19 protein-coding genes and 1 tRNA gene are annotated in these 22,438 nt (G+C 66.2%); 5 read left to right on the forward strand and 15 right to left on the reverse strand.

The window, feature by feature from the left end; genetic code table 11:
• A complete protein-coding gene (locus tag Q7V45_RS18385) occupies window positions 1–963 on the forward strand; it encodes a hypothetical protein (protein WP_304854642.1) in 963 nt (320 codons plus the stop codon).
• On the opposite strand, the gene Q7V45_RS18390 is transcribed toward Q7V45_RS18385, so the two are convergent.
• The 13 genes from Q7V45_RS18390 to gyrA all read right to left on the reverse strand — a co-directional run bounded on the left by Q7V45_RS18390 (window position 960) and on the right by gyrA (window position 14,612).
• A complete protein-coding gene (locus Q7V45_RS18390) occupies window positions 960–2,258 on the reverse strand; it encodes a glycosyltransferase family 2 protein (RefSeq protein WP_304854644.1) in 1,299 nt (432 codons plus the stop codon). The two genes, Q7V45_RS18385 and Q7V45_RS18390, sit on opposite strands and share 4 nt — an antisense overlap.
• Window positions 2,259–2,268: 10 nt before the next feature.
• A complete protein-coding gene (locus Q7V45_RS18395) occupies window positions 2,269–3,513 on the reverse strand; it encodes a glycosyltransferase family 2 protein (RefSeq protein ID WP_304854645.1) in 1,245 nt (414 codons plus the stop codon).
• A 16-nt stretch (window positions 3,514–3,529) separates the two neighbouring features.
• The gene (locus Q7V45_RS18400; RefSeq protein ID WP_304854646.1) at window positions 3,530–4,243 is read right to left on the reverse strand and encodes an ABC transporter ATP-binding protein; all 714 of its coding nucleotides are present in this window, start codon (window positions 4,241–4,243) and stop codon (window positions 3,530–3,532) included.
• Between the two features lie 5 nt (window positions 4,244–4,248).
• Window positions 4,249–5,526 (reverse strand): ABC transporter permease, encoded by a 1,278-nt coding sequence (locus Q7V45_RS18405; protein ID WP_304854647.1) that lies wholly within the window; start codon window positions 5,524–5,526, stop codon window positions 4,249–4,251.
• A complete protein-coding gene (locus Q7V45_RS18410; protein ID WP_304854649.1) occupies window positions 5,526–6,524 on the reverse strand; it encodes an HlyD family secretion protein in 999 nt (332 codons plus the stop codon). Before Q7V45_RS18410 ends, Q7V45_RS18405 begins: the two co-directional genes overlap by 1 nt.
• A 55-nt stretch (window positions 6,525–6,579) precedes the next feature.
• The gene (locus Q7V45_RS18415) at window positions 6,580–7,734 is read right to left on the reverse strand and encodes a polysaccharide biosynthesis/export family protein (protein WP_304854651.1); all 1,155 of its coding nucleotides are present in this window, start codon (window positions 7,732–7,734) and stop codon (window positions 6,580–6,582) included.
• A gap of 87 nt (window positions 7,735–7,821) precedes the next feature.
• Window positions 7,822–8,205 carry an STAS domain-containing protein gene (locus Q7V45_RS18420; RefSeq protein WP_304854653.1) on the reverse strand — a complete coding sequence of 128 codons (384 nt, stop codon included), beginning with the start codon at window positions 8,203–8,205 and terminating at the stop codon, window positions 7,822–7,824.
• Entirely contained in the window at window positions 8,202–9,368 is a 1,167-nt protein-coding gene (locus tag Q7V45_RS18425; protein ID WP_304854655.1) for a glycosyltransferase family 2 protein, read from the reverse strand. The genes Q7V45_RS18420 and Q7V45_RS18425 overlap by 4 nt, the downstream gene beginning before the upstream one ends.
• Window positions 9,369–9,374: 6 nt before the next feature.
• Window positions 9,375–10,181, reverse strand: a complete 807-nt coding sequence (locus Q7V45_RS18430) for an ABC transporter ATP-binding protein (RefSeq protein WP_304854657.1) — start codon at window positions 10,179–10,181, stop codon at window positions 9,375–9,377.
• Entirely contained in the window at window positions 10,159–11,037 is an 879-nt protein-coding gene (locus tag Q7V45_RS18435; RefSeq protein ID WP_304854659.1) for an ABC transporter permease, read from the reverse strand. The genes Q7V45_RS18430 and Q7V45_RS18435 overlap by 23 nt, the downstream gene beginning before the upstream one ends.
• A 28-nt stretch (window positions 11,038–11,065) precedes the next feature.
• A tRNA-Lys gene (locus Q7V45_RS18440) sits at window positions 11,066–11,140 on the reverse strand.
• Window positions 11,141–11,227: 87 nt separating this feature from the next.
• Window positions 11,228–11,734 carry a pantetheine-phosphate adenylyltransferase gene (gene coaD / locus Q7V45_RS18445; protein WP_304854662.1) on the reverse strand — a complete coding sequence of 169 codons (507 nt, stop codon included), beginning with the start codon at window positions 11,732–11,734 and terminating at the stop codon, window positions 11,228–11,230.
• 55 nt (window positions 11,735–11,789) lie between these two features.
• Window positions 11,790–14,612: a DNA gyrase subunit A gene (gene gyrA, locus Q7V45_RS18450; RefSeq protein ID WP_370692625.1), complete on the reverse strand. Its 2,823-nt coding sequence runs from the start codon at window positions 14,610–14,612 to the stop codon at window positions 11,790–11,792.
• A gap of 176 nt (window positions 14,613–14,788) precedes the next feature.
• Here gyrA and Q7V45_RS18455 point away from each other — a divergent pair, with 176 nt between their 5' ends.
• Window positions 14,789–15,430, forward strand: coding sequence for an HAD family phosphatase (locus tag Q7V45_RS18455; protein ID WP_304854665.1), 642 nt, complete (start codon window positions 14,789–14,791; stop codon window positions 15,428–15,430).
• Window positions 15,427–15,858, forward strand: coding sequence for a thiol-disulfide oxidoreductase DCC family protein (locus Q7V45_RS18460; RefSeq protein WP_304854668.1), 432 nt, complete (start codon window positions 15,427–15,429; stop codon window positions 15,856–15,858). Before Q7V45_RS18455 ends, Q7V45_RS18460 begins: the two co-directional genes overlap by 4 nt.
• Here the strand turns inward: Q7V45_RS18460 and Q7V45_RS18465 are convergent.
• On the reverse strand, window positions 15,845–17,455 hold the full coding sequence (locus Q7V45_RS18465; RefSeq protein ID WP_304854670.1) for an SDR family oxidoreductase: 1,611 nt from the start codon (window positions 17,453–17,455) through the stop codon (window positions 15,845–15,847). The genes Q7V45_RS18460 and Q7V45_RS18465 overlap by 14 nt on opposite strands.
• A gap of 3 nt (window positions 17,456–17,458) precedes the next feature.
• Entirely contained in the window at window positions 17,459–17,971 is a 513-nt protein-coding gene (gene ssb / locus Q7V45_RS18470; RefSeq protein ID WP_304854673.1) for a single-stranded DNA-binding protein, read from the reverse strand.
• Between the two features lie 179 nt (window positions 17,972–18,150).
• Here ssb and Q7V45_RS18475 point away from each other — a divergent pair, with 179 nt between their 5' ends.
• Entirely contained in the window at window positions 18,151–19,395 is a 1,245-nt protein-coding gene (locus tag Q7V45_RS18475) for an MFS transporter (RefSeq protein ID WP_304854675.1), read from the forward strand.
• Window positions 19,396–19,470: 75 nt separating this feature from the next.
• The gene (uvrA, locus tag Q7V45_RS18480; protein WP_304854678.1) at window positions 19,471–22,359 is read left to right on the forward strand and encodes an excinuclease ABC subunit UvrA; all 2,889 of its coding nucleotides are present in this window, start codon (window positions 19,471–19,473) and stop codon (window positions 22,357–22,359) included.
• The last annotated feature ends 79 nt before the right edge of the window (window positions 22,360–22,438 follow it).

Below are 22,438 nucleotides of genomic sequence, written 5' to 3' on the forward strand. Positions count from 1 at the left end.
ATGCTGTTCGGCGCACACCATGAATGGGGCAAGCTGCGCGAAGTGGTGATCGGCATCTCGCCGGCCGAAGACTTCGTGATCTTCCATGAGGACTCCTGCCGCTGGTTGACGCCTGAAGGACTCGAATTCAGCCGTCGCCACGCCGGACAGCGCCTGATCGACGTCGATCCCGAAGGGGCGCACCGGATCGAGCGCCAGGTCGATGCGCTGGCCGAACTCGTGGCCCGCGAGGGGGTCACGGTTCACCGCCCGCAGCGTCTGAAGGGCGACGAGCGCACTTTCCTCGCCCCGAACGGCGAAGGCGCGCAGCTCTTTGCGCGCGACGGCATGATCGTCGTCGACAAACACGTGATCGACGCCTCGTTGCGCCTGAAATGCCGGCAACGCGAGCGCTATGGCCTGCGGCCGTTGATCCAGAAGGCCGTCGCAGCCAAGGGCGCACATTGGTCCAGCGTCCCGCTGGGCTCACCCGGCTGCGTCGACGGACCATTCCTCGAGGGCGGCGACACGCTGCTCAACGGCCACGAGATCTATGTCGGCATCTCGGGCTGCGCCTCCGATCTCGCCGGTGCAGACTGGCTGCAGGCGCTCCTCGGCGACGGCTATCGCGTAATCCCCGTCGCCCTGAAGTCGCACGTCCTCCATCTCGACTGCGCGATGGCGCTGATCCAGCCCGGCCTCGTGATCCACTGCCCGCAGAAGCTGATCGACGGCCTGCCGATGTCGCTGCGCGACTGGGACAAGATCGAGGTTTCCCCCGAGGAGGCGACGCTTCTCGCGACCAACGGCCTCGTCCTCGAGCCGGGACGGGTCATCATCGATGCCGACAACCGGCGCGTGATCGAGGAGCTGCGCAGGCGCAAGGTCGATGTCATCCCCCTGCCCTTCGACGGCCCGATCCGGCTGGGGGGCGGCCTCCGCTGCGCGCACCATCCACTGCTGCGCGAGAGCGTGCTGGCTTAGGTCCCGCGCTTGGGCGTCCGGTCGAAGACGACCGGCTTGGGCTTGCTGAACATCTTCCGGAAATGGACGCCGAACGAGCGCGCGACGGTCGCCACCTGGCCGCCGACGAAGCGCAGCAGCACCACGCCGAACGCGAGCGGCGGAATCTCGCCGCCGCGGATGAAGTTGTGTCCAGCCCGCAGGAAGGTCGTCGCACAGACCAGCACCCATGCCACGGTGACGACGAAGAGCGTGAGCAGAAGCGGCACCAGCGACGGCGCCAGCAGGCCCGCGAGAATGCCGGAGACCACGCCCACCAGCAGCACCGGCTGGTTCAACGCCATGCAGAGATGCAGCAACGCCGCCAGCTTGGCCGATGGGGTAATGTCCCGGCTCTTCAGGATCTCCGGGAACATCCGCATCGAGACGTGGCGGAAACCGTCCTGCCAGCGCTGCTGCTGGCGCAGCCAGGTCTTGGTGTCGGCCGGCAGTTCACCCGGCACGCCGACACTGGTCAGGAACAGCGCCCGCCAGCCCTTCACCCAGCCGCGATAGGTGAGATCGAGATCCTCCGTGACGGTGTCGCCTTTCCAGCCGCCGCCGGCGTCGATGGCCGCGCGCTGCCAGATCCCGCAGGTGCCGTTGAACGGCAGCGGGTGGCCGGCCCAGCAGCGCGTCGCCTGCTCGATGCCGAGATGGGCGTCGAGCGTCACCATCTGCATCTCGGTCAGTGCGTTCTCGTGCGGATTAAGGAAATCGAAGCGCGCCTGGACGAATGCCGTCTTTGGCTCGGCGAAGAACGGCCGCATGCAGACGCGCAGGAAATCGGTCGGCGGAATGTAGTCGACGTCGAAGATCGCGAAGAAATCGTGAGGCGTCTTCTGCATCGCCTCGTGCAGCGCCCCGCCCTTGTAGCCGCTGCGGTCGGTGCGCTGGAGCGCCACCACGTCGAAGCCCTTGGCCCGCAGCTCGGCCGCCACCTGGCGGACCATCTCGGCCGTCTCGTCGGTGCTGTCGTCGAGGAGCTGGATGTGCAGCTTGTCGCGCGGCCAGTCGAGTGCGGCCGCCGACTCCGCGCCGCGGCGCACCACCGGCCCCTCGTTGAAAGACGGGATCTGCACGACGACATGCGGCAGGTCGGCATCGGCCGGCAACGGCGTCGACAGCAGCGTCTCCTCCCGACGGAGGCCGCTGGCCTTCAGGCGATGATGCAGTACCACCATGTACAGCAGGCTGCCGATGAAGGTGGCCAGCAGGACACAGCAGACCGCGAACACGGCACCGAAGAGAAGAGCCAGGGTGGCGAGGATGGCCATCGACGCTGCCTCAGACGCCCGTCTTGGGCGTGCGGTTGAACTCTGTCTTCTTGCCCAAGCCCGCGCTGACGATCGCGGCGGCATTGGCGACGGCGAGGTATACGATCAGCGCAGGCACGCTGGCAGCCGTGACCAAGTAGCGCGCCGCGCCGCCGCGCTCCAGGCGCCGGTAGGCGCCCCAGGTCATGCCGAACAGTACGACCAGCATGCCGATCAGCCACAGCCAGAGGCCGAACTGGAAAAGCCCCAGCAGCCGGCCGTGGCCCACGATCGAGACGGCCAGGGCAACCACCCCGACCACGAGCAGTGGAAAGATGAGCTGCTGGGCGAGGGCCACTGTGGTGGTGAGCTTGGCCTCGGCCGGCCAGGCCGACTTCCAGATCGGCCCCAGCAGCTTGCGGGCGACCTGCACGAAGCCCTTCGACCACCGGCTCTGCTGGGCGCTGAAATCCTCGACCTTCTGCGGCAGCTCGCCGACCACATGCGTGCCCATCAGGAACACACCGGTCCAGCCCTTCAGGTAGGTCCGCAAAACCAGATCGAGATCCTCCGACAGCGTGTCGTGCGACCAGCCCCCTGCCTCCTCGACGGCCGCACGGCGCCAGATACCGCCGGTGCCGTTGAACTGGAACGGCACGCCGCGCCGCGCCCGGACGTCCTGCTCCACGGCGAAGTGCGCGTCCTGCATGAGGCGCTGAGCTCGTGTCAGCCAGTTGCGCCCGCCGTTGCCCCACTCGATGCGGGTCTGCACGAAGGCGGCGCGCGGATTGGCCAGCATCGCGGCCATGGCCTCCTTCAGCCAGCCCGGCGGCGGCACGAAGTCGGCGTCGAACACCGCGACATAGGGCGCATCGTCGAGGGCCAGGCCCGCCGCCAGCGCACCGGCCTTGAAGCCGCCGCGGTCGCTGCGGCGGACGTGATGCGCGTCGATGCCGGCGCGGCGCAGACGCGCGATGGCGTGCGCGGCGATGTCGGACGTGATGTCGTTGCTGTCGTCGAGGAGCTGGATGGTCAGGCGATCGCGCGGCCAGTCGAGGGCACCCATCGCTGCCATCGATCGTTCCACCACCAGCGGCTCGTTGTAGACCGGCACCTGCACCAGCACACGCGGCAGCTCCTCGGGCAACGAGGGCGCCGGGGCTTCGCCGTTCGGCAGCTCGAACAGCCAGTAGACCAGGTAGAGGAAATAGCCCGCGATCGCGAACTGCGCGGCGAGGCACAGGAACACGAGGAGATCGATCAGGAACAGCAGCATGCCGGGGCCGCCGCGGTCAATGGTAGTGAATGGGGACTTCGAAGCAACGGCCGTCCTCGATATGGAGGCGGCGCGAGGCCACGTCGAAGATGCGCTCGTCGTGGGTCGACAGGACAACGGCGCATTTGGCGCGCATCGAGAGATCCTTGAGCTGGTCGACCACCAGCCGTCCCGAGACGCGGTCGAGCGCCGAAGTCGGCTCGTCGGCAATGATCAGGTCGGGCAGTCCGATCATGGTGCGGGCGATGGCCACACGCTGCTGCTGGCCGCCCGACAGCTCGTCTGGCCACGCGGACGCCTTGTCGCCGAGGCCGAGCATGCCGAGCAGATGGCGCGCGCGCGGCTCGTCCCAGGCGGGATCGGCGAACGGCGTCGTCGAGACGCCGGCGATCACGTTCTGAAGCGCCGTCAGCGAGGACAGGAGATTGCGCTTCTGGAACAGGAAGCGGATGCGGTTGCGCAGGACGTCGAGGTCGGAACCGCCCAGGCCGACGATATCGGTCCCGAGCAGCCGCAGCTTGCCCTCGGAGGGCTTGCGCATGGTCCCGAGGATGGTGAGCAGCGTGGTCTTGCCCGAGCCCGACGGGCCAGTGACGATTACCAGCTCGCCCTCGCGGACCTGCATGTTGATGTCGAACAACACGTCCACCCGTTGCGGCCCCTCACCGTAATGGTGATGAACGTCGACCGCTTCGACGACCGGCGGCCCGAATCCCTGCGTGTCTGCCATCGCGGTCACTCGAACAGCATGATGGGGTCGACCCGCCACAGCCGCCGGATGGCGAACAGGCTGGAGACGAGGGTCATGATCAGGCAGGCGACCAGCGCCACGACCATTTCGCGCAGGCCCATCGACATGCCGAGATGCATGGCGGCCTCCGTGGCGCCATAGACGAAGCGCGCGAGGGTGAAGGCCACCAGGAAGGCCGGCGTGATGATGGCAGCGCCGATCTGGGCGATCATGAACAGGAAGAACCACCAGTCGTACCCGAGGCTCTTCAGGATGGCGTACTCAGGCAGGTAGAACCGGATGATCTGGTACTGGGCGTAGTAGATGAAGACCATGCCGATCATCACGCCCATCACGAAGCCCAGGTCGGTGATGTAGCCGACCGGCGTCTCGCGCGACCAGTAGGTCCGCTCACGCTTCTCGAAGTCGCGCAGGGTGACGACCTCGCCGCGTCCCGCCAGCGCGGTGTTGAGCTCGCTGCGAACCTGGTCGACGTTCGCGCCCCTGGCGAGCTGGACCGCGATGAAGGCCGGCCGTTCCGACCACCACGAGCCGAACACTTCGGCCATCGTGTCCTCCGACATGATGATCGAGCCGTCGTTCAGCACGTTGGGGCCGAGCGCGAAGGTGCCGACCACGAACAGCTGACGCAGCAGCCCGCGCGTGTCGGGCGGTCCCAGGACCTGGAACTCCGGCTTGCCGGGCCCCACCTGCTCGGCAAGATCGCCGAAATAGGGCCTCGATTCGCGATCGTAGAGGAGCCGCCGGGCCTCGCGAAGGCGGTAGAGGTTGTCGCGCAGACCCGGCACGTCGATGGCGGGCCGCTCCACGTCGAGGGCGTACCAGGCGATCCGGCGGCTTCCTTCCATGCCTTTGTGGGTCAGCGACATGACGCCGAACCAGAACGGCAGCGTGTTCGTCACCGCCGGATTGGCCGACAGAACGTCCATCATCGATGCCGGTACCTCGGCATGAAGCTGCAGCGACTTGAAGCCATAAGGGACCAGGACGAGGTCGCCTACGACGGAGCGGTGAAGCCTGATCGCCGAGTCATAGACCGCACGCTCGATGCCGAGCTGGGCGAAGATCACCAGCAGGCTCGCGGTGACGCCGGCAAGCGACAGGAGGGTGCTGGTCCGTTGGCGCTTGAGCTGCTGGGCGCCCAGCGGCATCCGAGTGGCGGTTATGGCGGCCGCCCGCAAACGCGCCAACGAGAAGCTCGGCCGCCAGCTGAACCAGCGCCGCGGCCGCAGCGGCGGATTGCCTGGCAGCGTGACAGCCATCAGAGAAAGGTGACGCGCGTCTCGCGGCCCAGTACCTGGGGCATGCTGGACGGGTCGTCGAGCTGGATCTCGACCTGAACCACGCGCGCGTCGGTGGAGGAACCGCCATCGGGCTCCATGCGCTGCATGCGCTTCACCGTCGGCGCGACGCGAGAGATCGTGCCCATGTAAACGGTCGGACTGCCACGGAAGGTCACCTCGACCTTGCCACCGGCCGCAATGCGACCGACATTCAGTTCGTCCACGTCGGCCAGCACGCGAAGTTGGGACAGATCGACGATCTTGGCGATGCCGTTCTGGGAGACGCGCTCACCCTGACGGGAATAAATCTGGATAACGATGCCGTCGAGCGGCGACCGCACAAGTGCCTGCTCGCGTGTGTTCCGGGCATTGTCGAGTTTGGCCTTGATGATCGAAATGTCGGTATCGATCTGCTGCAGGTCCGTCTGCAGCGTCTCTTTCATGACACGCAGTTTCGCCTGCTCCCGCTCGAGGCTCTGAAGGGAGATGCTCTGCTCGAGCTGCTTCTGGTCCGGCGGCTTGCCGGAACGCTGCATCTCGAGGTTCTTGAGCTTGACCTCTTCGGCCGCCGACCTGACCATGACTTCCTGCATGGCGATCTCGGCGGTGCGATAGCCGCTGAACATCGCCTCGCGAGCCCGCTCGGTCTTGACGAGCTCCGCCTCGGTCGTTCGAACGGCGATGTCGGCCTTGGGATAGTTCGACAGGACGGCGATGGTCTCGTCGCGCTTGACCTTCTGGCCATCCGTAATCCGCAACTCGATCAGCACGCCGCCGCCGGCCGGGTCGCCGGCAATCAGGGCCGTGCCCGCAGGCGAGTCGGTGTAGCCTCGGGAGATCAGCGGCGGCAACGGACGGGGGCCGTCCTGTGCACTGCTGGTCTGCCGGCTGGGAGTCATCCACAGGATGAGGGCCGCGCCGACGAGCAGCGCGACCAGTCCTGCGGCGCTCCAAGTGAACTTTCTTACCTGCGCCATAACAAATAGTACCAGAAAACCCTTGGGGACGCTGCCCCTAGTTGGAAGTTCGGCGTCAGAAGCCTGTCGTCAGAACATTGCCGCGCGCGACGCCCACGATCGAGAAGGTGCGATAGATTGATGTCAATATCTTGTCGTATTCGTAGAGTGGCGCGTTCGTTATGTAGACAACGTCCTTCGGCAGCACCGGAAACTGCTGAGCGATGAATATGGAGACCGGCTGGTAAAGGTCCAGCCGGAAAACCCGCGCCCGCGCTGTGGGATTATTCTGCAAATCCCCCATCCTGAACACATAAACGCCCGTTTTGTTGGCCCGCGCGTCGTTGAGCCCCCCGACCATGCCCATGGCCTCGAGCAGGCTGATCGAATGCTTGGACATGTCGACGTTGCCGGCCTTCAGGACGGCGCCCAGCACGGTGAACATCCGCGGATTGGGGCGCACCACGATTTCGTCGTTCTTCTGGAGGCCGATGTCGCCCCCGGCCAGCAGGTCGGAATATTGCGACTGCAGGATGATCTGGCCGTTGCGGCGCACCACCACCTCGAACTGATTGGCGCCAACGCCGTTGGGAGCCTGGCCGCCGATGCCGGACGGACCGCCGGCCTTGTTGATCGCCTCGACGACGGTGCGCACACCCTCGAGCAGGGAAATTCGTCCGGGATTCCTGACGTCGCCCGAGACCATCACGGTGTGGGTCCGATCGGCGACGAATTCGACGATCACCTGCGGGTCCTGGGCCTTGCCGGAAGTCGCGACCTGCTGGGCGATCTTCTTCTCGATCTGGCTGAGGTCGAGCCCTGCGACCTTGACCGTACCGACGAACGGCACGTTGATCGTGCCGTCGTCGGTGACGCGCTGGACGCCGAAGTCCGCTCCCGGCCGCTGGATGGTCGGGAAAATGCTGCCCTCGTAGGGCTCGAAGATACGAACCTTGATGGCGTCGCCGGGCGCTACGGCGATGCGGCCGCCGGCTGGGAGATTGCTCACCGTCGAGGGGCGGTCGATCGGGGGCGGCTGGCGGTAGTTCGCGATGGTCGTCGGCGTGAGGTCGATGACGTCGAAGGGCAAGGCATCCGTCGTCGTCGTGGCCGCGCCCCCCATCCAGGGACCGTCGCCAGGCATCGCGGTACAGGCCGCCAAGCCGACAACCAGGCCGAGGACAATGGCGGTAGGTCGCGCGGCAGCGCGCAGCCAGCTCCAGATTGTCAAATCCCGATCTCCGTCCGGAACTGTCGCAGCGATTCGCGCCGCGCCTGGTCCCAACTCATTGATAATTCAACTCAGCCCGGCCGGTAGTTAACCCGCGGCGCCGCGCGGGTGCAAGCTTTCCCCGGCGAAGAGTCGTGGTTCCTTCTCCAGTCTCGCGGCCGCCTCCTCCGCCGTCCCGACGATATCGAGCAGTTCCGAGAAACCACTGACGAGAAGGCAATCCCAGGCCGCGCCGGCGAACCGGCAGAAAACGATGCGGGCCTGCACGTTCGCCGCCTGATGCAGCACGGACGCGAAGGTCCGGACACCGGCAGCGCTCATGTAGGCGACCTCGCTGGCATCGACGATGAGGCGCGCGCCTGGCCGAAGGGCTGCCAGCAGCGTCTTCTCGACGGTGGTCGCGGTCACCGAATCGATCTTCGCCGGCAGCATCACGGTGGAGATCGGCTGCTTGTTGCTCATGCTACTCATACGGACTTTCCGGATGCGGCATCCCTCTGCCTGTCCTTGGGGGCCACGTGGCGATCGCGCCACTGCCCCCCCAGATCGCTACCACGCCAATAGATGGTTCGGCCCCACAGCGCATTCACGATCAGGACGGGTGCCAGGACCTCGCGAACCAGCGCCGCGGCCGCCGCGCCCACCCCGAAGGACAGGCCTCGGCCCTTCATGAACCACTTCTCGGCCAGCAGCCATGCGACGGTATGGAAGACAAGGGCGCCGACGACCAGGGCGGCGTTCGCTCCCGAATAGATGAGGGCGCCGACGCCGGCCAGGCCGGTGGCAGCCCAGCCGATTGCGGGTTCCCACAGCACGAGCGGCCATACCGGCAGCCGCAGCCGCGTTCGCGCCCAGCGCACCTGGCGTTGCCACACGATCGGCCAGGACCGCTCTCCGAGCGGGAGCCGCGGCATGACCTCGCCCAGCAGCGTGGACAGGCCCAGTTCGCGCACCGAACGCACGACCGAATAGTCGTCGGCGATCCAGCGATTGAAGCCCCGCCAGTTGCCGATACGCTGCAGGGTTTCGCGGGTCATCAGCGTGACGCCGCCCGACGCCACGGCCAGCCCCAACCGGTCGGCGGCGAACAGGAACCTCGCCTGATGACCGTCGATATAGGCGCGCTCGATCTCGGCCGCGAAGGTCCCGGGTGCTTCCGCCGCCTTGAGCGCGAGCACGAGCCCCGCTCCCTCCGCCAGGGGCGCGGCCGCACGGCACAGTTCGTCGAGGCCGAGCTGGATGCCGGCATCGCACAGTCCGACGACGGGGCGGCTGGCCGCTTCCAACCCCTTGCGCACGTTGTTCATCTTCGGATTGAACGTGTCGTCCCTGCCGACGAGGATCGGTGCCTCGGGCCAAAGGGTCCTGAGCGGCGCCACCGCGCCATCGTCGGGCTGGGCCACGCAGATCAGCACTTCGACCCCCGCCTCGGCCAGCCGGCGCAAGACCTCGACGTAGGCGACCGTCGCGTCCTCGGCGCCGGCCATCGGCGCCACGATGCTGAAATCACCGGCCCGGTGTCTGACGGCGAACGTCCGTCGGGGGGTACGCGCCAGCGCGGCACTTGCCCACTGGATTGCCGAACCGAACGACCACCAGCCGAAGCCGAGCCACGCCAGGGTCCCCGGCTCCATGCCGTGTCACTCGCCCGCGGCGACCTGCTTCGCGTTTCCGGAGGAGAAGCGCTGGACGTCGTCCTTCTCGACCAGCAGGGCGCGGTGATAGGAGCGGATGACGTCGTTGGGATCGCCCTGCTCGCGGATGCGGCCTTCCTCGATCCAGATCGCCCGCGTGCACAGGCGGCGCACTTCGGCCATCGAATGGGACACGAAGAGCAGCGTCCCCGTCTTGCGGAAATTGTCGATCCAGTCGAGGCACTTGCGCTGGAACGCCGCGTCGCCGACCGACAGGGCCTCGTCGACCACCAGGATCTCGGCCTCGACATGGGCGCAGATCGAGAAGGCGAGGCGCGTGCGCATGCCCATCGAATAGTGCTTCACCGGCTGGTCCATGTACTCGCCGATGCCGGCGAACTCGGCGATCGAATCGAACTTGCGCAGGACCTCGCTGCGCTTGAGCCCGAGCACGGCGCCGCCGATCAGGACGTTCTCACGGCCCGACAGCTCCATGTCGAAGGTCGAGCCCAGTGCCAGCACCGGTGCGATGCGCCCCGTGACCCGAAGCTCGCCATGGCTGGGCAAGGTCATGCCGCAGACGACCTGAAGCAGGGTGGACTTGCCGCAGCCGTTGCGGCCGAGGATGCCGATGCTCTCGCCCTTCCTCACCTCGAGGCTGATGTCGCGCAGCACCCAGAACGGCTTGAAGTAGGCCTTCCACCAGCCGAACAGGACCTGTTTCAGCCAGTCGTTGCGGTGAGCGTAGAGCTGGAACGCCTTGCCGAGGTTCTTGGCCTCGACGACGATCTCAGAGGACGTCGACGATGACATTCCGGTACCTGTCGAAGAACCAATAGCCAAAATAGAAGCTGAACAGCGAAATAAACAATGTCCAGCCGTAGAGGATCATGTTGGGCAATCTGCCCCCCAGCACCAAGTCGCGCAGAATTTCGACAAAGCAAACCAGCGCATTGCCATACATCCAAAAATCGTAGGGCGCCGGCACCATCGACGGCAGATAGAAAATCGGCGTCGCAAACATGAAAAGAGGCACGATCGTGATCATCAGATAGCCGGCATCGCGCGTGAATGCTCCGAGAGCCGCCAGGAACCATGACATGCCGATCAAGAACGCTATGAACGGGATGAAAATGAACGGCAGCAACAGCACCGTCACGGGCAGCTCGCCAATCACCGCCAATTGGAACAGCAGCATCACCCCCAAGGAGATCAGCGTATAGGCCGTGGCGCGCAGCGTCGAGATCACCGCCAGCATGTCGCTGGGAAAGATCGTCTGCTTGATGAAATGGGTGTACTCGTGCAGCAGCATCGGTGCACGAAATGCCATCTCTGAGAAGAAATTGAAGATGATGAGGCCGCCGAAGATGAATAGGGCGTAACCGGCCTGGCTCTTGGCTAGATTTTCGGGCAGCGGCAGAGTCAGGGCCGTGCTGAATACCAAGGAATAGACGGCGATCATCAGCAGGGGGGCAATGATCGCCCAGATCCATCCGGCGATCGACCCTTTGAAGCGCTCGCGAACCTCGCGCCGCAGGATGGCAGCGATCAGGTCACGATGCTGCAACATGCGGACGAACGGCTTCACGATGAAGCTGAAGAGGCGCTCGATCGGGCCGAGATTTTCGACCACGATCTGCTTGCCGTTGACGACTTTCACCGACGGCATGAGCCGTTCTTCTCCTTCTTGGGTCCAGTGGTGAGCCCGGTGGGGTACGATCCCACGACCCTCTGATTAAAAGTCAGATGCTCTACCGCTGAGCTACGGGCTCTTTCCGGTTCCGCGCCGCGGGCTTCTTCGCCGCGCGGCGCCCATATAAAGTGCGGGGGGCCGATGGTCAACGAGGCCTCTCCCGGCCTCACTTCTTACCGAATTTGGCCTTCAGGCGCTCGAACACCTTCTTGGACACGAATTGCGACGTGTCTCCCCCCAGCCGGGCAATATCCTTCACCAGGGACGACGCAATGAACTGGTGACGGTCGGACGCCATCAGGAAGATGGTCTCGATCGCAGGCTCCATGCGCGCATTCATGTTGGCCATCTGAATTTCGTACTCGAAATCCGAGACGGCCCGCAGCCCGCGGATGATGAGCGATGCCTTCACGTCGCGCGCAAAGTGGATCAGCAGCCCCTCGAACGGCACCACCGTGATCCGATCGCGGTCGGCCTGTGGAAAATCCGCGATATCCTCGTTGATGATGTCGATCCGCTCCTCGAGCGAGAACAGCGGGCCCTTGCCCACGTTGATATGCGGGCCGATCACAAGCCTGTCGACGAGGCGCAGTGAGCGCCGGACCACTTCCATGTGCCCGCTCGTGATGGGATCGAACGTGCCCGGATACACCCCGGTGCGCTCTACGGCCATGTCTCCCCCTTGTGCGCCGACTGCGACCGCGAAGTCTTAGCGACACGACCGGTCCTTATCCACCGCTAGTTTCGGAACTTGGCTCGGAACCGCCATCGCCATTGCCACTGCCGTTTCCGGCATCGTCCTCGCCGATGCGCACGGCCGTGACGACGCGTTCGCCCTCGCTCACATTGACGATGCGTACGCCGCGCGTCGCCCGCCCCGCAATGCGAATTCCCTCCACCGGACAGCGGATCAGCGTGCCGCCGTCCGTGACCAGCATGATCTCGTCCGTATCCTTGACGGGAACCGCCGCGACGATCTCGCCGCCCTTGGCGAGGCTCATGAGTTCGACGCCCTTGCCGCCGCGACCGGTCACCCGGTACTCGTAGGCCGAGGTGCGCTTGCCGAAGCCCGACGAGGCCACGGTGAGCACGAACTCCTCCTTGGCCTGCAGTTCGGCGAAGCGTTCTGGCGAAAGCGTGGTGGCCGTCGCCGCCGCCTCCTCACCCGCGAGAGTTTCCTCCTCGGTGACCGCCTCGCCCGCTTCCGTCGCGTTCTCGGCCTGGCGCAGCGCGCGCGACTGGCGCAGGTAGGCGTCGCGATCCTCGGTCGGAATGCCCTTGCCGCCGTCGACCAGCGACATCGAGATCACCTCGTCGCCCTCGGCCAGCGCGATGCCGCGCACGCCGGTCGAATTGCGGCTGGCGAAGACACGCACGGTCGAGACCGGGAAACGCATGGCCCGGCCCTGGCGAGTCGCCAGCAGCACGTCCTGCTCCTCGGAACAGACGCCGACCCCGATCAGGCGATCGCCCGCATCCTCGCCCTCGAACTTCATGGCGATCTTGCCGCCCTGGTTGACGCTGGTGAAGTCGCTGAGCTCGTTGCGGCGCACGCCGCCGCGCGCCGTCGCGAACATCACGTTGAGCGTCGACCAGCTCGCCTCGTCCTCCGGCATCGGCATGACCGCGCTGATCGTCTCGCCCTCGCCGAGCGGCAGCAGGTTCACGAACGCCTTGCCGCGCGCCTGCGGCGCGCCGAGCGGCAGACGCCAGACCTTGAGCTTGTAGACGATGCCGCGGCTGGAGAAGAAAAGCACGGGCGTGTGGGTGTTGGCCACGAACAGGCTCGACACGAAATCGTCCTCGCGCGTGGCCATGCCCGAGCGGCCCTTGCCGCCGCGGCGCTGGGCACGATAGGCCGACACCGGCACGCGCTTGACGTAGCCGCCATGGGTCACCGTGACGACCATGTCCTCGCGCTGGATCAGGTCCTCGATATCCTGCTCGAACTCATTGTCGACGATCTGGGTGCGCCGCGGCGTCGCGTACTTCTCCCTGATCTCGCGCAGCTCCTCGGCCATCAGCGCGAACAGCTTGTCGCGATCGCCCAGCAGTTCGAGATAACCCTCGATCAGCTTTGCGACCTCGGTCAATTCTTCGGAGATCTTGTCGCGCTCCAGGCCGGTCAGGCGCTGCAGTCGCAACTCCAGGATCGCCCGGGCCTGCACCTCGGAGAGCCGGTAGGTTCCCTCGGCCGACACTTCGCGGCCGGGCTCGGCGATCAGGTCGATCAGCGGCTTCACGTCGGCGGCCGGCCAGTCCCTGGCCATCAACCGCTCGCGCGCCACGTTCGGATCGGGCGAGCGGCGGATCATCTCGATCACTTCGTCGATGTTGGCGACGGCGATCGCGAGACCGACCAGCACATGGGCGCGGTCGCGCGCATGGTTGAGCTCGAAGCGGGTGCGCCGGGTCAGCACTTCGGCCCGGAAGCGAATGAAGGCCTCGAGCAGCTCCTTGAGGCTCATCAGCTTCGGGCGGCCACCGTCGAGCGCCAGGGCGTTGACGCTGAAGCTCGTCTGCAACGGCGTGAAGCGATAGAGCTGGTTGAGCACGACGTCGGCCATGGCATCGCGCTTCAGGTCGATGACCAGCCGCACGCCGTCCCTGTCGCTCTCGTCGCGAATCTCGGAGATGCCTTCGACCTTCTTGTCGCGCACAACCTCGGCGATTCGCTCGTGCAGCCGGGCCTTGTTCTCCTGATAGGGAATCTCGGTGACGACGATCGACTCGCGGCCGCCGGATTTCTGCTCGATGTTGGTCTTGGCCCGCATCATCATCGAGCCACGGCCGAGCTCGAAAGCGGCGCGGATGCCATTGCGGCCGAGGATGAGGCCGCCGGTCGGAAAATCCGGGCCCGGCACATGTTCCATGAGCTGCGGCACCGTCAGCTCGGGATTGGCGATCAGCGCCAGGCAAGCATCGATCAACTCGCCAAGATTGTGCGGCGGGATGTTGGTCGCCATGCCCACCGCAATTCCGCCGGCACCGTTGGCCAGCAGGTTCGGATAGGCCGCCGGCAACACCGTCGGCTCGCTCTCGCGCTCGTCGTAGTTCGGCTGAAACTCGACGGTTTCCTTGTTGATGTCCTCGAGCAGCGTCTCGGCGACCGTGGCGAGCCGCGCCTCGGTGTAACGCATCGCCGCGGGCGGATCGCCGTCCATCGAGCCGAAATTGCCCTGCCCCGAGATCAGCGGCAGGCGCATCGAGAAGTCCTGCGCCATGCGCACCATGGCATCGTAGATCGCGCTGTCGCCGTGCGGGTGATACTTGCCCATCACGTCGCCGACGATGCGCGCCGACTTGCGGAAGGGCCTCGTCGAATCGTAGCCGCCCTCCTTCATCGCGTAGAGGATGCGTCGCTGCACGGGCTTCAGGCCGTCGCGCGCATCGGGCAGTGCGCGCGACACGATCACGCTCATGGCGTAATCGAGGTAGGAGCGGCGCATCTCCTCTTCGATCGTGATCGGGGCGATATCGTGCGGCGAAGGCTGTGGCGGAGGCGCGTCGGGGGGCGGCGGCGCCGGCGGAAGGGTCGTATCGTCGCTCACGGAGACCTGGAATTTTCTCGTTCTTGCAGCCCTTCCGGAGACTCCGGCGGGGGTATCTCGCAACCTAGCAAACAACCCCCTCCAGACCAACAAAAATCGCCTGAAAAAGCCCCCTTTAATGCATTGATTTTATTGGCTAAATTCCTCTCGAAATTGCCTCACCAAAAGGCCGTGACTTGCCCCCAGAAAGTACCCCTCCCCGTCCCTCGGTCGTGGTCTTCGACATGGGCGGCGTGCTGATCGACTACAATCCGCGGCACCTCTACCGGAAACTCATCCCGCAGGAAGCGGAGATGGAGCACTTCCTGGCCAGCGTGACCACGCGCGAATGGCACATGCGGCAGGATTATGATGGCGATCCCGCAGCCGCCACGCGCGAACTGCAGGCGCTCCATCCGGGCAAGGAAGCGCTGATTGCGGCCTATTACGACCGCTTCGACGAGATGCTCGACCACTCCTTTCCCCCGATGGTCGAACTGGTCGAGCGCCTGGGTGACGGGGGCGTGCCGCTCTACCTGCTGTCCAACGCCCCCGGCTTCCTCGATGCCTGGCTGCGCGGACCGGGCCAGGCGAGGCATCCCTTCATCGGCCGCTTCCGAGATTTCATTGTCTCCGGGCATGTCGGATGCTGGAAGCCCGATGCCGCGATCTTCGCGCTGACCTGCCGCACGGGCGGTTTCCGCCCCCAGGACGCGGTGTTCATCGACGACGTGGTGGCAAACGTCGAGGGAGCGCAAGCCACCGGCATGAGCGGCATCCATCACCGCTCGGCGGACGAGACGGTGGCCGAACTGCGGGCCCTGGGCTTTCCTGCGTGAAGGTCCGGGCGGCCCTGGCAGACCTGCCGCAGCCGCTCTACTTCTTCGACGGCCAGTGCGTCCTGTGCAGCCGCTTCGTCGCCTTCTGCCTCGAGCGCGACCCCGACGGGCATCTCAAGTTCGCCAGCGCGCAGTCGGCCCTCGGCAGGCGTGTCCTGCTTGCCCTCGACCTGCCCGACGACACGCTGGACCGCACGATCCTGCTGCTCGAGGAGGGCAATATCTATGCGCGCTCGACCGCCGCGCTGCGGGCGCTGCGCCATCTGCGGGGCCCGGCGCGCTGGCTTTACCCGCTGATCCTGGTCCCGAAGATCCTGCGGGACCCAATCTACGACGTCGTTGCGCGCAACCGGATCCGCTGGTTCGGCCGGCTCGAATCCTGCCTGGTGCCATCGCCGCAGACGCGGGAACGCTTCATCGATCTGTGAGGAAGCCGCGATAGCGCGCCAGCCGGCTGATCCACGGCAGGCCGATTTCGACATCGAACCGGAAACGCCCCTCCTCATCCCCGGTCTCGACCGCCTTGACGAGGGGCCAGCAGAAGCGCGGCAGTGGCATGCCCCCAAAGCGCATCCCCGCCATCACCAGTTCGAGTCGACCGTCCTTCACCGGCACCGCGAGATCGAAGGCGAAGGGCCCGAACCGCTCGACGATGCTCCCCAGGGGCCGGCGCGACCCGATATACTGTTCGGAACGCATGGTGCGGCTGCCGACCCGCCGGATCCAGGTCTCGCGTCCGCCCCGCGCGACGAAGTCGACTTCGATGGGGGCATCTGCCGCCGCGGGCGGCAGGGCGAACAGTCGGGCCACGAGCCGCCCGGCAAGGTTGACCGGGCCCTCGACCGAGCATCGGCCGCTCCATGTGCCGCCCCCTCCGTCATGAAGCCTTTGCCCGGCTTCGGACATGGCGCCGTAGGCACGGCCCAGGACGCGGCGATAGAGCGAAGGCCGGAACGACGCCCCGTCATCGCCCCATCCCGACGCGATGCGCAGAGACGCCCGCACCCATTCGGCCTCGATCTCGGCCAGGGACAGAAGGCCGATGCAGGGCAGGGCGCCGCGCCGGGACACTTCGCCTCGCGCCAGCTTGCGAACCAGCGCGGCTGCCGGCGTCGCGGGCACGAAAGGACCGTCCCCGCCTTCGGCCACCAGAGACCAGGTGCGCGCGCCACCCGCGCCCTCAAAATCGATGCGCAGCCCGCCTTTGTCGGTGCCGAAGGCGCGCAGCCGGTCGGCGATCCAGGCCAGCGGCATCGCTGCCGGCTTGAGCGAGCGAAGCACCCCCAGCCGGACCGGCACGGCCAACAGCCCAAGTCCGAAATGCAGGACGGAGAGCTCCAGCCCGGCGCCGGCATAGGTCTCCGCCACGCCAAAACGCTGGCGAAACAAGGCTGCCTCGGGCAAGTCGCAGGAAGCCGCCCAGCGGCGGCCCAGTCCGGGCACGGCAAAGCGGCGAAGGCTGCCCCAGACATGCCGGCCCGGCTGATCCGGAATGGGCTTGCCGGCGCCTGCCAGGATGGCCTCGATCAAGGCGCGACCGCGTGGCGCATCATTGCCCGGCACGATCGCGAAAGACACGCGGTCGACGGCCACGCCCTCGTCCAGGGCTTGTTCCAGCACAGCCCCCGTCAGCGCCGGCGCCGTGCTGGCGCCCGAGCAAACGAGCACGCCCGCTGCCTTGGCCGCCGCGTCCAGGCGGTCGATGCCGCAGACGAAGGCCCGATCGTCAGAAAGGTCGAGATAGTGGACGCCGTGACGGATGCAGGCTTCCGCCACCGAATAGTCCTGGCCCTGAAACGGCCCCGCGACATGGACGAGAACGTCGAACCGCCGCGAGGCGAGCAGGCGATCGAGGTCGCGTCGCCAATCGAGCACCAGGCCGGCCACCCCCAATTCGGCAGCCAGCGCCTCGACCCTGGCCCGATCGCGCGCGCCGATCGTGAGATCGATAAGCGGATCGTTCGCCAGCAGGCGGCACAACCGGCCGCCAAAGACGCCCGTCCCACCCAGGACGAGCGTCCGCATGGCCTAGAAGGGAATGTCGTCGTCGAGCTCGGCCTTGCCACGCGGTGCCGCGCGGCCACCGCCACCGCCACCGCCGCTCGACATCCCGCCGCCACCGGACATGCCGCCGCCGCCGAAATCCTCGTCCATGCCGCCGCCACCGCCGCCGCCCTCACCGCCGCCACTGCGGCCGTCGAGCATGGTGAGCGTGCCGCCGAAACGCGGAATGACCACCTCGGTCGTATAGCGCTCCTGGCCGCTCTGGTCGGTCCACTTGCGGGTCGTGAGCTGGCCTTCGAGATAGACCTTGGCGCCCTTCTTCAGGAATTTCTGCGCCACTTCGGCCAGCTTGTCGTTGAAGATCACGACACGGTGCCACTCGGTCCGTTCCTTGCGCTCGCCGCTATTGCGGTCGCGCCAGGTCTCCGACGTCGCGACCGACATGTTCACCAGCGAACGGCCGTCCTGCATGGATTTCACTTCGGGGTCGCGGCCGAGATTTCCGACCAGAATGACTTTATTGACGCTGCCCGCCATGGGGGCCTCCTTGGCTTTCCCGGCGCCGCGGGACGCGGCACCTACCTCACGGGCGGCAAACTAGCCCCGGCCGCCTGTGGGCAGCCACCAAATTACGGTTGTGAAGTTAGGTCTGCTCATGGGCGCCCTCCGACAATTCATTGGTTGCCGCCCCAATCTCTCCCGTATCTTCCCCGGCCATGAGCAAATCCTTCCACGTTCCCCAGGTTTCGACCGGTCAGGCCTACGCCATGCTGGGCGGGGCGGCGCTGATGATGACCCTCGCCATGGGCATCCGTCAGAATCTCGGTCTCTTCCAGGCACCGGCCTCCAAGGAACTCGGAATCGCGATCTCGGACTTCGCGCTGGCGATCTCCGTCCAGCAGGTCGCCTGGGGCGTGAGCCAGCCGATCGCCGGCATCTTCGCCGACAAGTATGGGACGCGCTGGGTCGCGATGATCGGCAGCGCCCTGTTCATCCTCGGCATCTGGCTGACCGCCACGGCACAGGGCGTCCTGCCCATCATCCTGGGCGCCGGCGTACTGATCGGCGTGGCGCTGGCCTGCACGACCTCGGGCATCACCGCCAACATCGCGGCCCGCGTTGTCGAACCGGGCCGCCGGACGCTGGCCTTCGGCATCGTCTCGGCCGCCGGCTCCGTCGGCACCATGGTGACGGCCCCCATCGCGGCCTACCTTCTGAACAGCGACGGCTGGCGGGCCGCCGTCTGGGCCTTCGTGATCCTGGCGCTCGCCATGCTGCCGGCCGCCTGGATCGGCAGCCGCGCCGACAAGCTGCCCAACACGCTTTCGACCGACCGCAACCTCACCCTGATCGGCGCGCTCGACGAAGCGCGGCGCCACACCGGCTATGTCGTGATGGCGCTGGCCTTCTTCGTCTGCGGCCTGCAGCTGGTCTTCATCACCACCCACCTGCCGACCTATCTCGCCCAGTGCGGCATGGATCCGTCCTATAGTGCCGTCGCGCTGATGCTGATCGGCGGCTTCAACATCCTGAGCTCGTGGCTGTTCGGTTGGCTGGGTGACAAATACCCCAAGCGCCTGCTGCTGGGCGCCATCTACCTGCTGCGTTCGCTGACGGTGGCGCTTTTCTTTCTGTTCTCGCCGACGCCGCTCTCCGTCGTGCTGTTCGGCGCCGCGATGGGCACGCTCTGGCTGGGGGTCATCCCGCTGGTCAACGGGCTGGTGGTGCAGATCTTCGGCCTGCGCTTCCTGTCGACCCTGACGGGCATCGCCTTCCTCAGCCACCAGGCCGGGTCCTTCCTCGGCGCCTGGGGCGGCGGCTATCTGTTCGACCTGATGGGCTCCTACGACCTCGCCTGGAAGATCGGCGTCCTGATCGGGCTGATCGCGGGCACCGCGCAGCTTCTGATGAACGACCGTCCGACCGCGCGGGTGCTGGCAGCGCAAGCATCGCCAGCGTGACGCAGAGCACTGGTGGAGTCGGGGGATAATCGCCATATGCGCTGATCCCGCGCTTACCCTATTGTTCCGGTCCTGATGGCAAAGTCCCGCTTACCCGCTGCCGAGCCGCATCGCTTCATCTCCGTACGGGGGGCACGCGAGCACAATCTCAAGAACGTCGACGTCGACCTGCCGCGCGACAGGCTGGTGGTGATCACCGGCCTCTCCGGCTCGGGCAAGTCGTCGCTCGCCTTCGACACGATCTACGCCGAAGGACAGCGCCGCTACGTCGAGAGCCTTTCGGCCTATGCCCGCCAGTTCCTCGAGCTGATGCAGAAGCCGGACGTCGATTCGATCGAGGGCCTCTCGCCTGCGATTTCCATCGAACAGAAGACGACCTCGCGCAATCCGCGCTCGACGGTCGGCACCGTCACCGAGATCTACGACTATCTGCGCCTGTTGTTCGCGCGCGTCGGCGTGCCCTACTCGCCGGCGACGGGACTGCCGATCGAGAGCCAGACCGTTTCCCAGATGGTCGACCGCATCAAGACGATGCCGGAGGGCACGCGCCTCTACCTGATGGCCCCGATCGTGCGCGGCCGAAAGGGCGAGTACCGGAAGGAACTGCAGGAACTTCAGCGCAAGGGCTTCCAGAGGGTCAAGATCGACGGCAAGCTCTATGAGATCGCCGAGGCGCCGGCGCTCGACAAGAAGTTCAAGCACGACATCGACGTGGTCGTGGACCGCATCGTCGTGAAGCCCGACCTCGGCAACCGCCTCGCCGACTCTCTCGAGACCGCGCTCACTCTGGCCGAGGGTTTGGCCATCGCCGAGAACGCCGACAATGGCGAGCGCACGGTCTTCTCCGCGCGATTCGCCTGCCCGGTCTCGGGCTTCACCATCGAGGAGATCGAGCCGCGCCTCTTCTCGTTCAATGCGCCGCAAGGCGCCTGCCCGGCCTGCGATGGCTTGGGCGTAAAAATGTTCTTCGATCCCGAGATGGTGGTGCCGGACGACCGGCTCTCGCTCTCCGAGGGTGCGGTCGCGCCGTGGGCCGATTCGTCGGGCCAGTATTACATGCAGACGCTCGAGAGCATCGCGAAGCACTTCAAGTTGAAGACCTCCGTGCCGTGGCGCGACCTCCCGAAGAAGGTGCGCGACACGATCCTCTACGGCAGCGGCAGCGAGTCGGTCGCCATGCGCTACGACGACGGCATCCGCCAGTACCAGACGACCAAGCCGTTCGAGGGCGTGATCCCCAATCTCGATCGCCGCTGGAAGGAGACCGATTCCTCCTGGGTGCGCGAGGAGTTGGAGCGCTTCCAGCACGAGAGCAAGTGCGAGGTCTGCAACGGCGCCCGCCTCAAGCCGGAGGCGCTGGCGGTAAAGATCGCCGGCCTCAACATCAGCCAGACCACCGAGTTCTCGATCGGCGAGGCGGTGAAGTGGTTCCTGGCGCTCGATCCCAAGCTCACGGCCAAGCAGCGCGAGATCGCGGCCCGCATCCTGAAGGAGATCAACGAGCGTCTGGGCTTCCTCGACAATGTCGGCCTGTCCTACCTGACCCTCAATCGCACGTCGGGCACGCTGTCGGGCGGCGAGAGCCAGCGCATTCGCCTCGCCTCCCAGATCGGCTCCGGGCTGACGGGCGTATTGTACGTGCTCGACGAGCCGTCGATCGGCCTGCACCAGCGCGACAATGACCGCCTCCTGAAGACGCTGACGCGCCTGCGCGACCTCGGCAACACGGTGCTGGTGGTCGAGCATGACGAGGATGCCATCCGCTCGGCCGACTATCTGGTCGACATGGGCCCCGGCGCCGGCGCACTGGGCGGTCACGTGGTGGCCCAGGGTACGCCCGAGGAGGTGATGGGCAACAGCGCAAGCCTCACCGGCCAGTATCTCTCCGGCTTCCGCCAGGTCCCGATTCCCAAGATGCGGCGCGAGCCGCCGCCCAAGAACGGACGCTGGCTGACCCTTAAGGGCGCCAGGGAGAACAATCTCCAGAACGTGACGGCCAGCATCCCGCTCGGCACCTTCACCTGCGTCACCGGCGTGTCGGGCAGCGGCAAGAGCACCCTGATCGTCGAGACGCTCTACAAGGCGCTGGCCAAGCGGCTGAACAATGCGCGCGAACATGCCGGCGCGCACGCCGCGCTCGAGGGCGTCAACCATCTCGACAAGATCGTCGACATCGACCAGTCGCCGATCGGCCGCACACCGCGCTCGAACCCGGCGACCTATACCGGCGCCTTCTCGCCGATCCGCGACTGGTTCTCGCAGCTCCCGGAATCGACCGAGCGCGGCTACAAGCCCGGACGCTTCTCCTTCAACGTGAAGGGCGGCCGCTGCGAGGCCTGCCAGGGTGACGGCGTCATCAAGATCGAGATGCACTTCCTGCCCGACGTCTACGTCGAGTGCGACGTCTGCAAGGGCAAGCGCTACAACCGCGAGACGCTTGAGATCGTGTTCCGCGGCAAGTCGATCGCCGACGTGCTCGACATGACGGTCGACGAGGGTTGCGAGTTCTTCAAGGCGGTGCCGGTCATTCGCGACAAGATGCTGACGTTGCAGCAGGTCGGACTGGGCTACATCCATATCGGCCAGCAGGCGACGACGCTATCCGGCGGCGAGGCCCAGAGGGTCAAACTCGCCAAGGAACTGTCGCGGCGCGCCACCGGCCGCACGCTCTACATCCTCGACGAGCCGACGACCGGCCTGCATTTCGAGGACGTGCGCAAACTGCTGGAAGTGCTGCATCGCCTGGTCGAGACCGGCAATACGGTGCTGGTGATCGAGCATAATCTCGAAGTCATCAAGACCGCCGACTGGGTCCTCGACATGGGCCCCGACGGCGGATCGGGCGGCGGCCGCCTGGTCGCCGAGGGCCCGCCCGAGGCGATCGTCAAGGTGCCGGAGAGTTACACCGGCCAATACCTCGCTCGGCTCCTGCCCCGCAGCGCCACGGCGAAGAAGCGGGCTTAGATCCTATAGAGCGCGCCACTCCCGTGGCGCTCATGGCTTGCTGATCGACGAAGCCTGAGCGCCACGGGAGTGGCGCGCT

The organism is Reyranella sp. (assembly GCF_030651995.1).
Lineage (GTDB): Bacteria > Pseudomonadota > Alphaproteobacteria > Reyranellales > Reyranellaceae > Reyranella.

Excerpts from the sequence above, each read along its gene's own strand:
- Q7V45_RS18385 (WP_304854642.1), top strand. The coding sequence starts at position 1 with ATGCTGTTCGGCGCACACCATGAATGGGGCAAGCTGCGCGAAGTGGTG.
- Q7V45_RS18390 (WP_304854644.1), bottom strand. The coding sequence starts at position 2,258 with ATGGCCATCCTCGCCACCCTGGCTCTTCTCTTCGGTGCCGTGTTCGCG.
- Q7V45_RS18395 (WP_304854645.1), bottom strand. The coding sequence starts at position 3,513 with ATGCTGCTGTTCCTGATCGATCTCCTCGTGTTCCTGTGCCTCGCCGCG.
- Q7V45_RS18400 (WP_304854646.1), bottom strand. The coding sequence starts at position 4,243 with ATGGCAGACACGCAGGGATTCGGGCCGCCGGTCGTCGAAGCGGTCGAC.
- Q7V45_RS18405 (WP_304854647.1), bottom strand. The coding sequence starts at position 5,526 with ATGGCTGTCACGCTGCCAGGCAATCCGCCGCTGCGGCCGCGGCGCTGG.
- Q7V45_RS18410 (WP_304854649.1), bottom strand. The coding sequence starts at position 6,524 with ATGGCGCAGGTAAGAAAGTTCACTTGGAGCGCCGCAGGACTGGTCGCG.
- Q7V45_RS18420 (WP_304854653.1), bottom strand. The coding sequence starts at position 8,205 with ATGAGTAGCATGAGCAACAAGCAGCCGATCTCCACCGTGATGCTGCCG.
- Q7V45_RS18425 (WP_304854655.1), bottom strand. The coding sequence starts at position 9,368 with ATGGAGCCGGGGACCCTGGCGTGGCTCGGCTTCGGCTGGTGGTCGTTC.
- Q7V45_RS18430 (WP_304854657.1), bottom strand. The coding sequence starts at position 10,181 with ATGTCATCGTCGACGTCCTCTGAGATCGTCGTCGAGGCCAAGAACCTC.
- Q7V45_RS18435 (WP_304854659.1), bottom strand. The coding sequence starts at position 11,037 with ATGCCGTCGGTGAAAGTCGTCAACGGCAAGCAGATCGTGGTCGAAAAT.
- coaD (WP_304854662.1), bottom strand. The coding sequence starts at position 11,734 with ATGGCCGTAGAGCGCACCGGGGTGTATCCGGGCACGTTCGATCCCATC.
- Q7V45_RS18465 (WP_304854670.1), bottom strand. The coding sequence starts at position 17,455 with ATGCGGACGCTCGTCCTGGGTGGGACGGGCGTCTTTGGCGGCCGGTTG.
- ssb (WP_304854673.1), bottom strand. The coding sequence starts at position 17,971 with ATGGCGGGCAGCGTCAATAAAGTCATTCTGGTCGGAAATCTCGGCCGC.
- Q7V45_RS18475 (WP_304854675.1), top strand. The coding sequence starts at position 18,151 with ATGAGCAAATCCTTCCACGTTCCCCAGGTTTCGACCGGTCAGGCCTAC.
- uvrA (WP_304854678.1), top strand. The coding sequence starts at position 19,471 with ATGGCAAAGTCCCGCTTACCCGCTGCCGAGCCGCATCGCTTCATCTCC.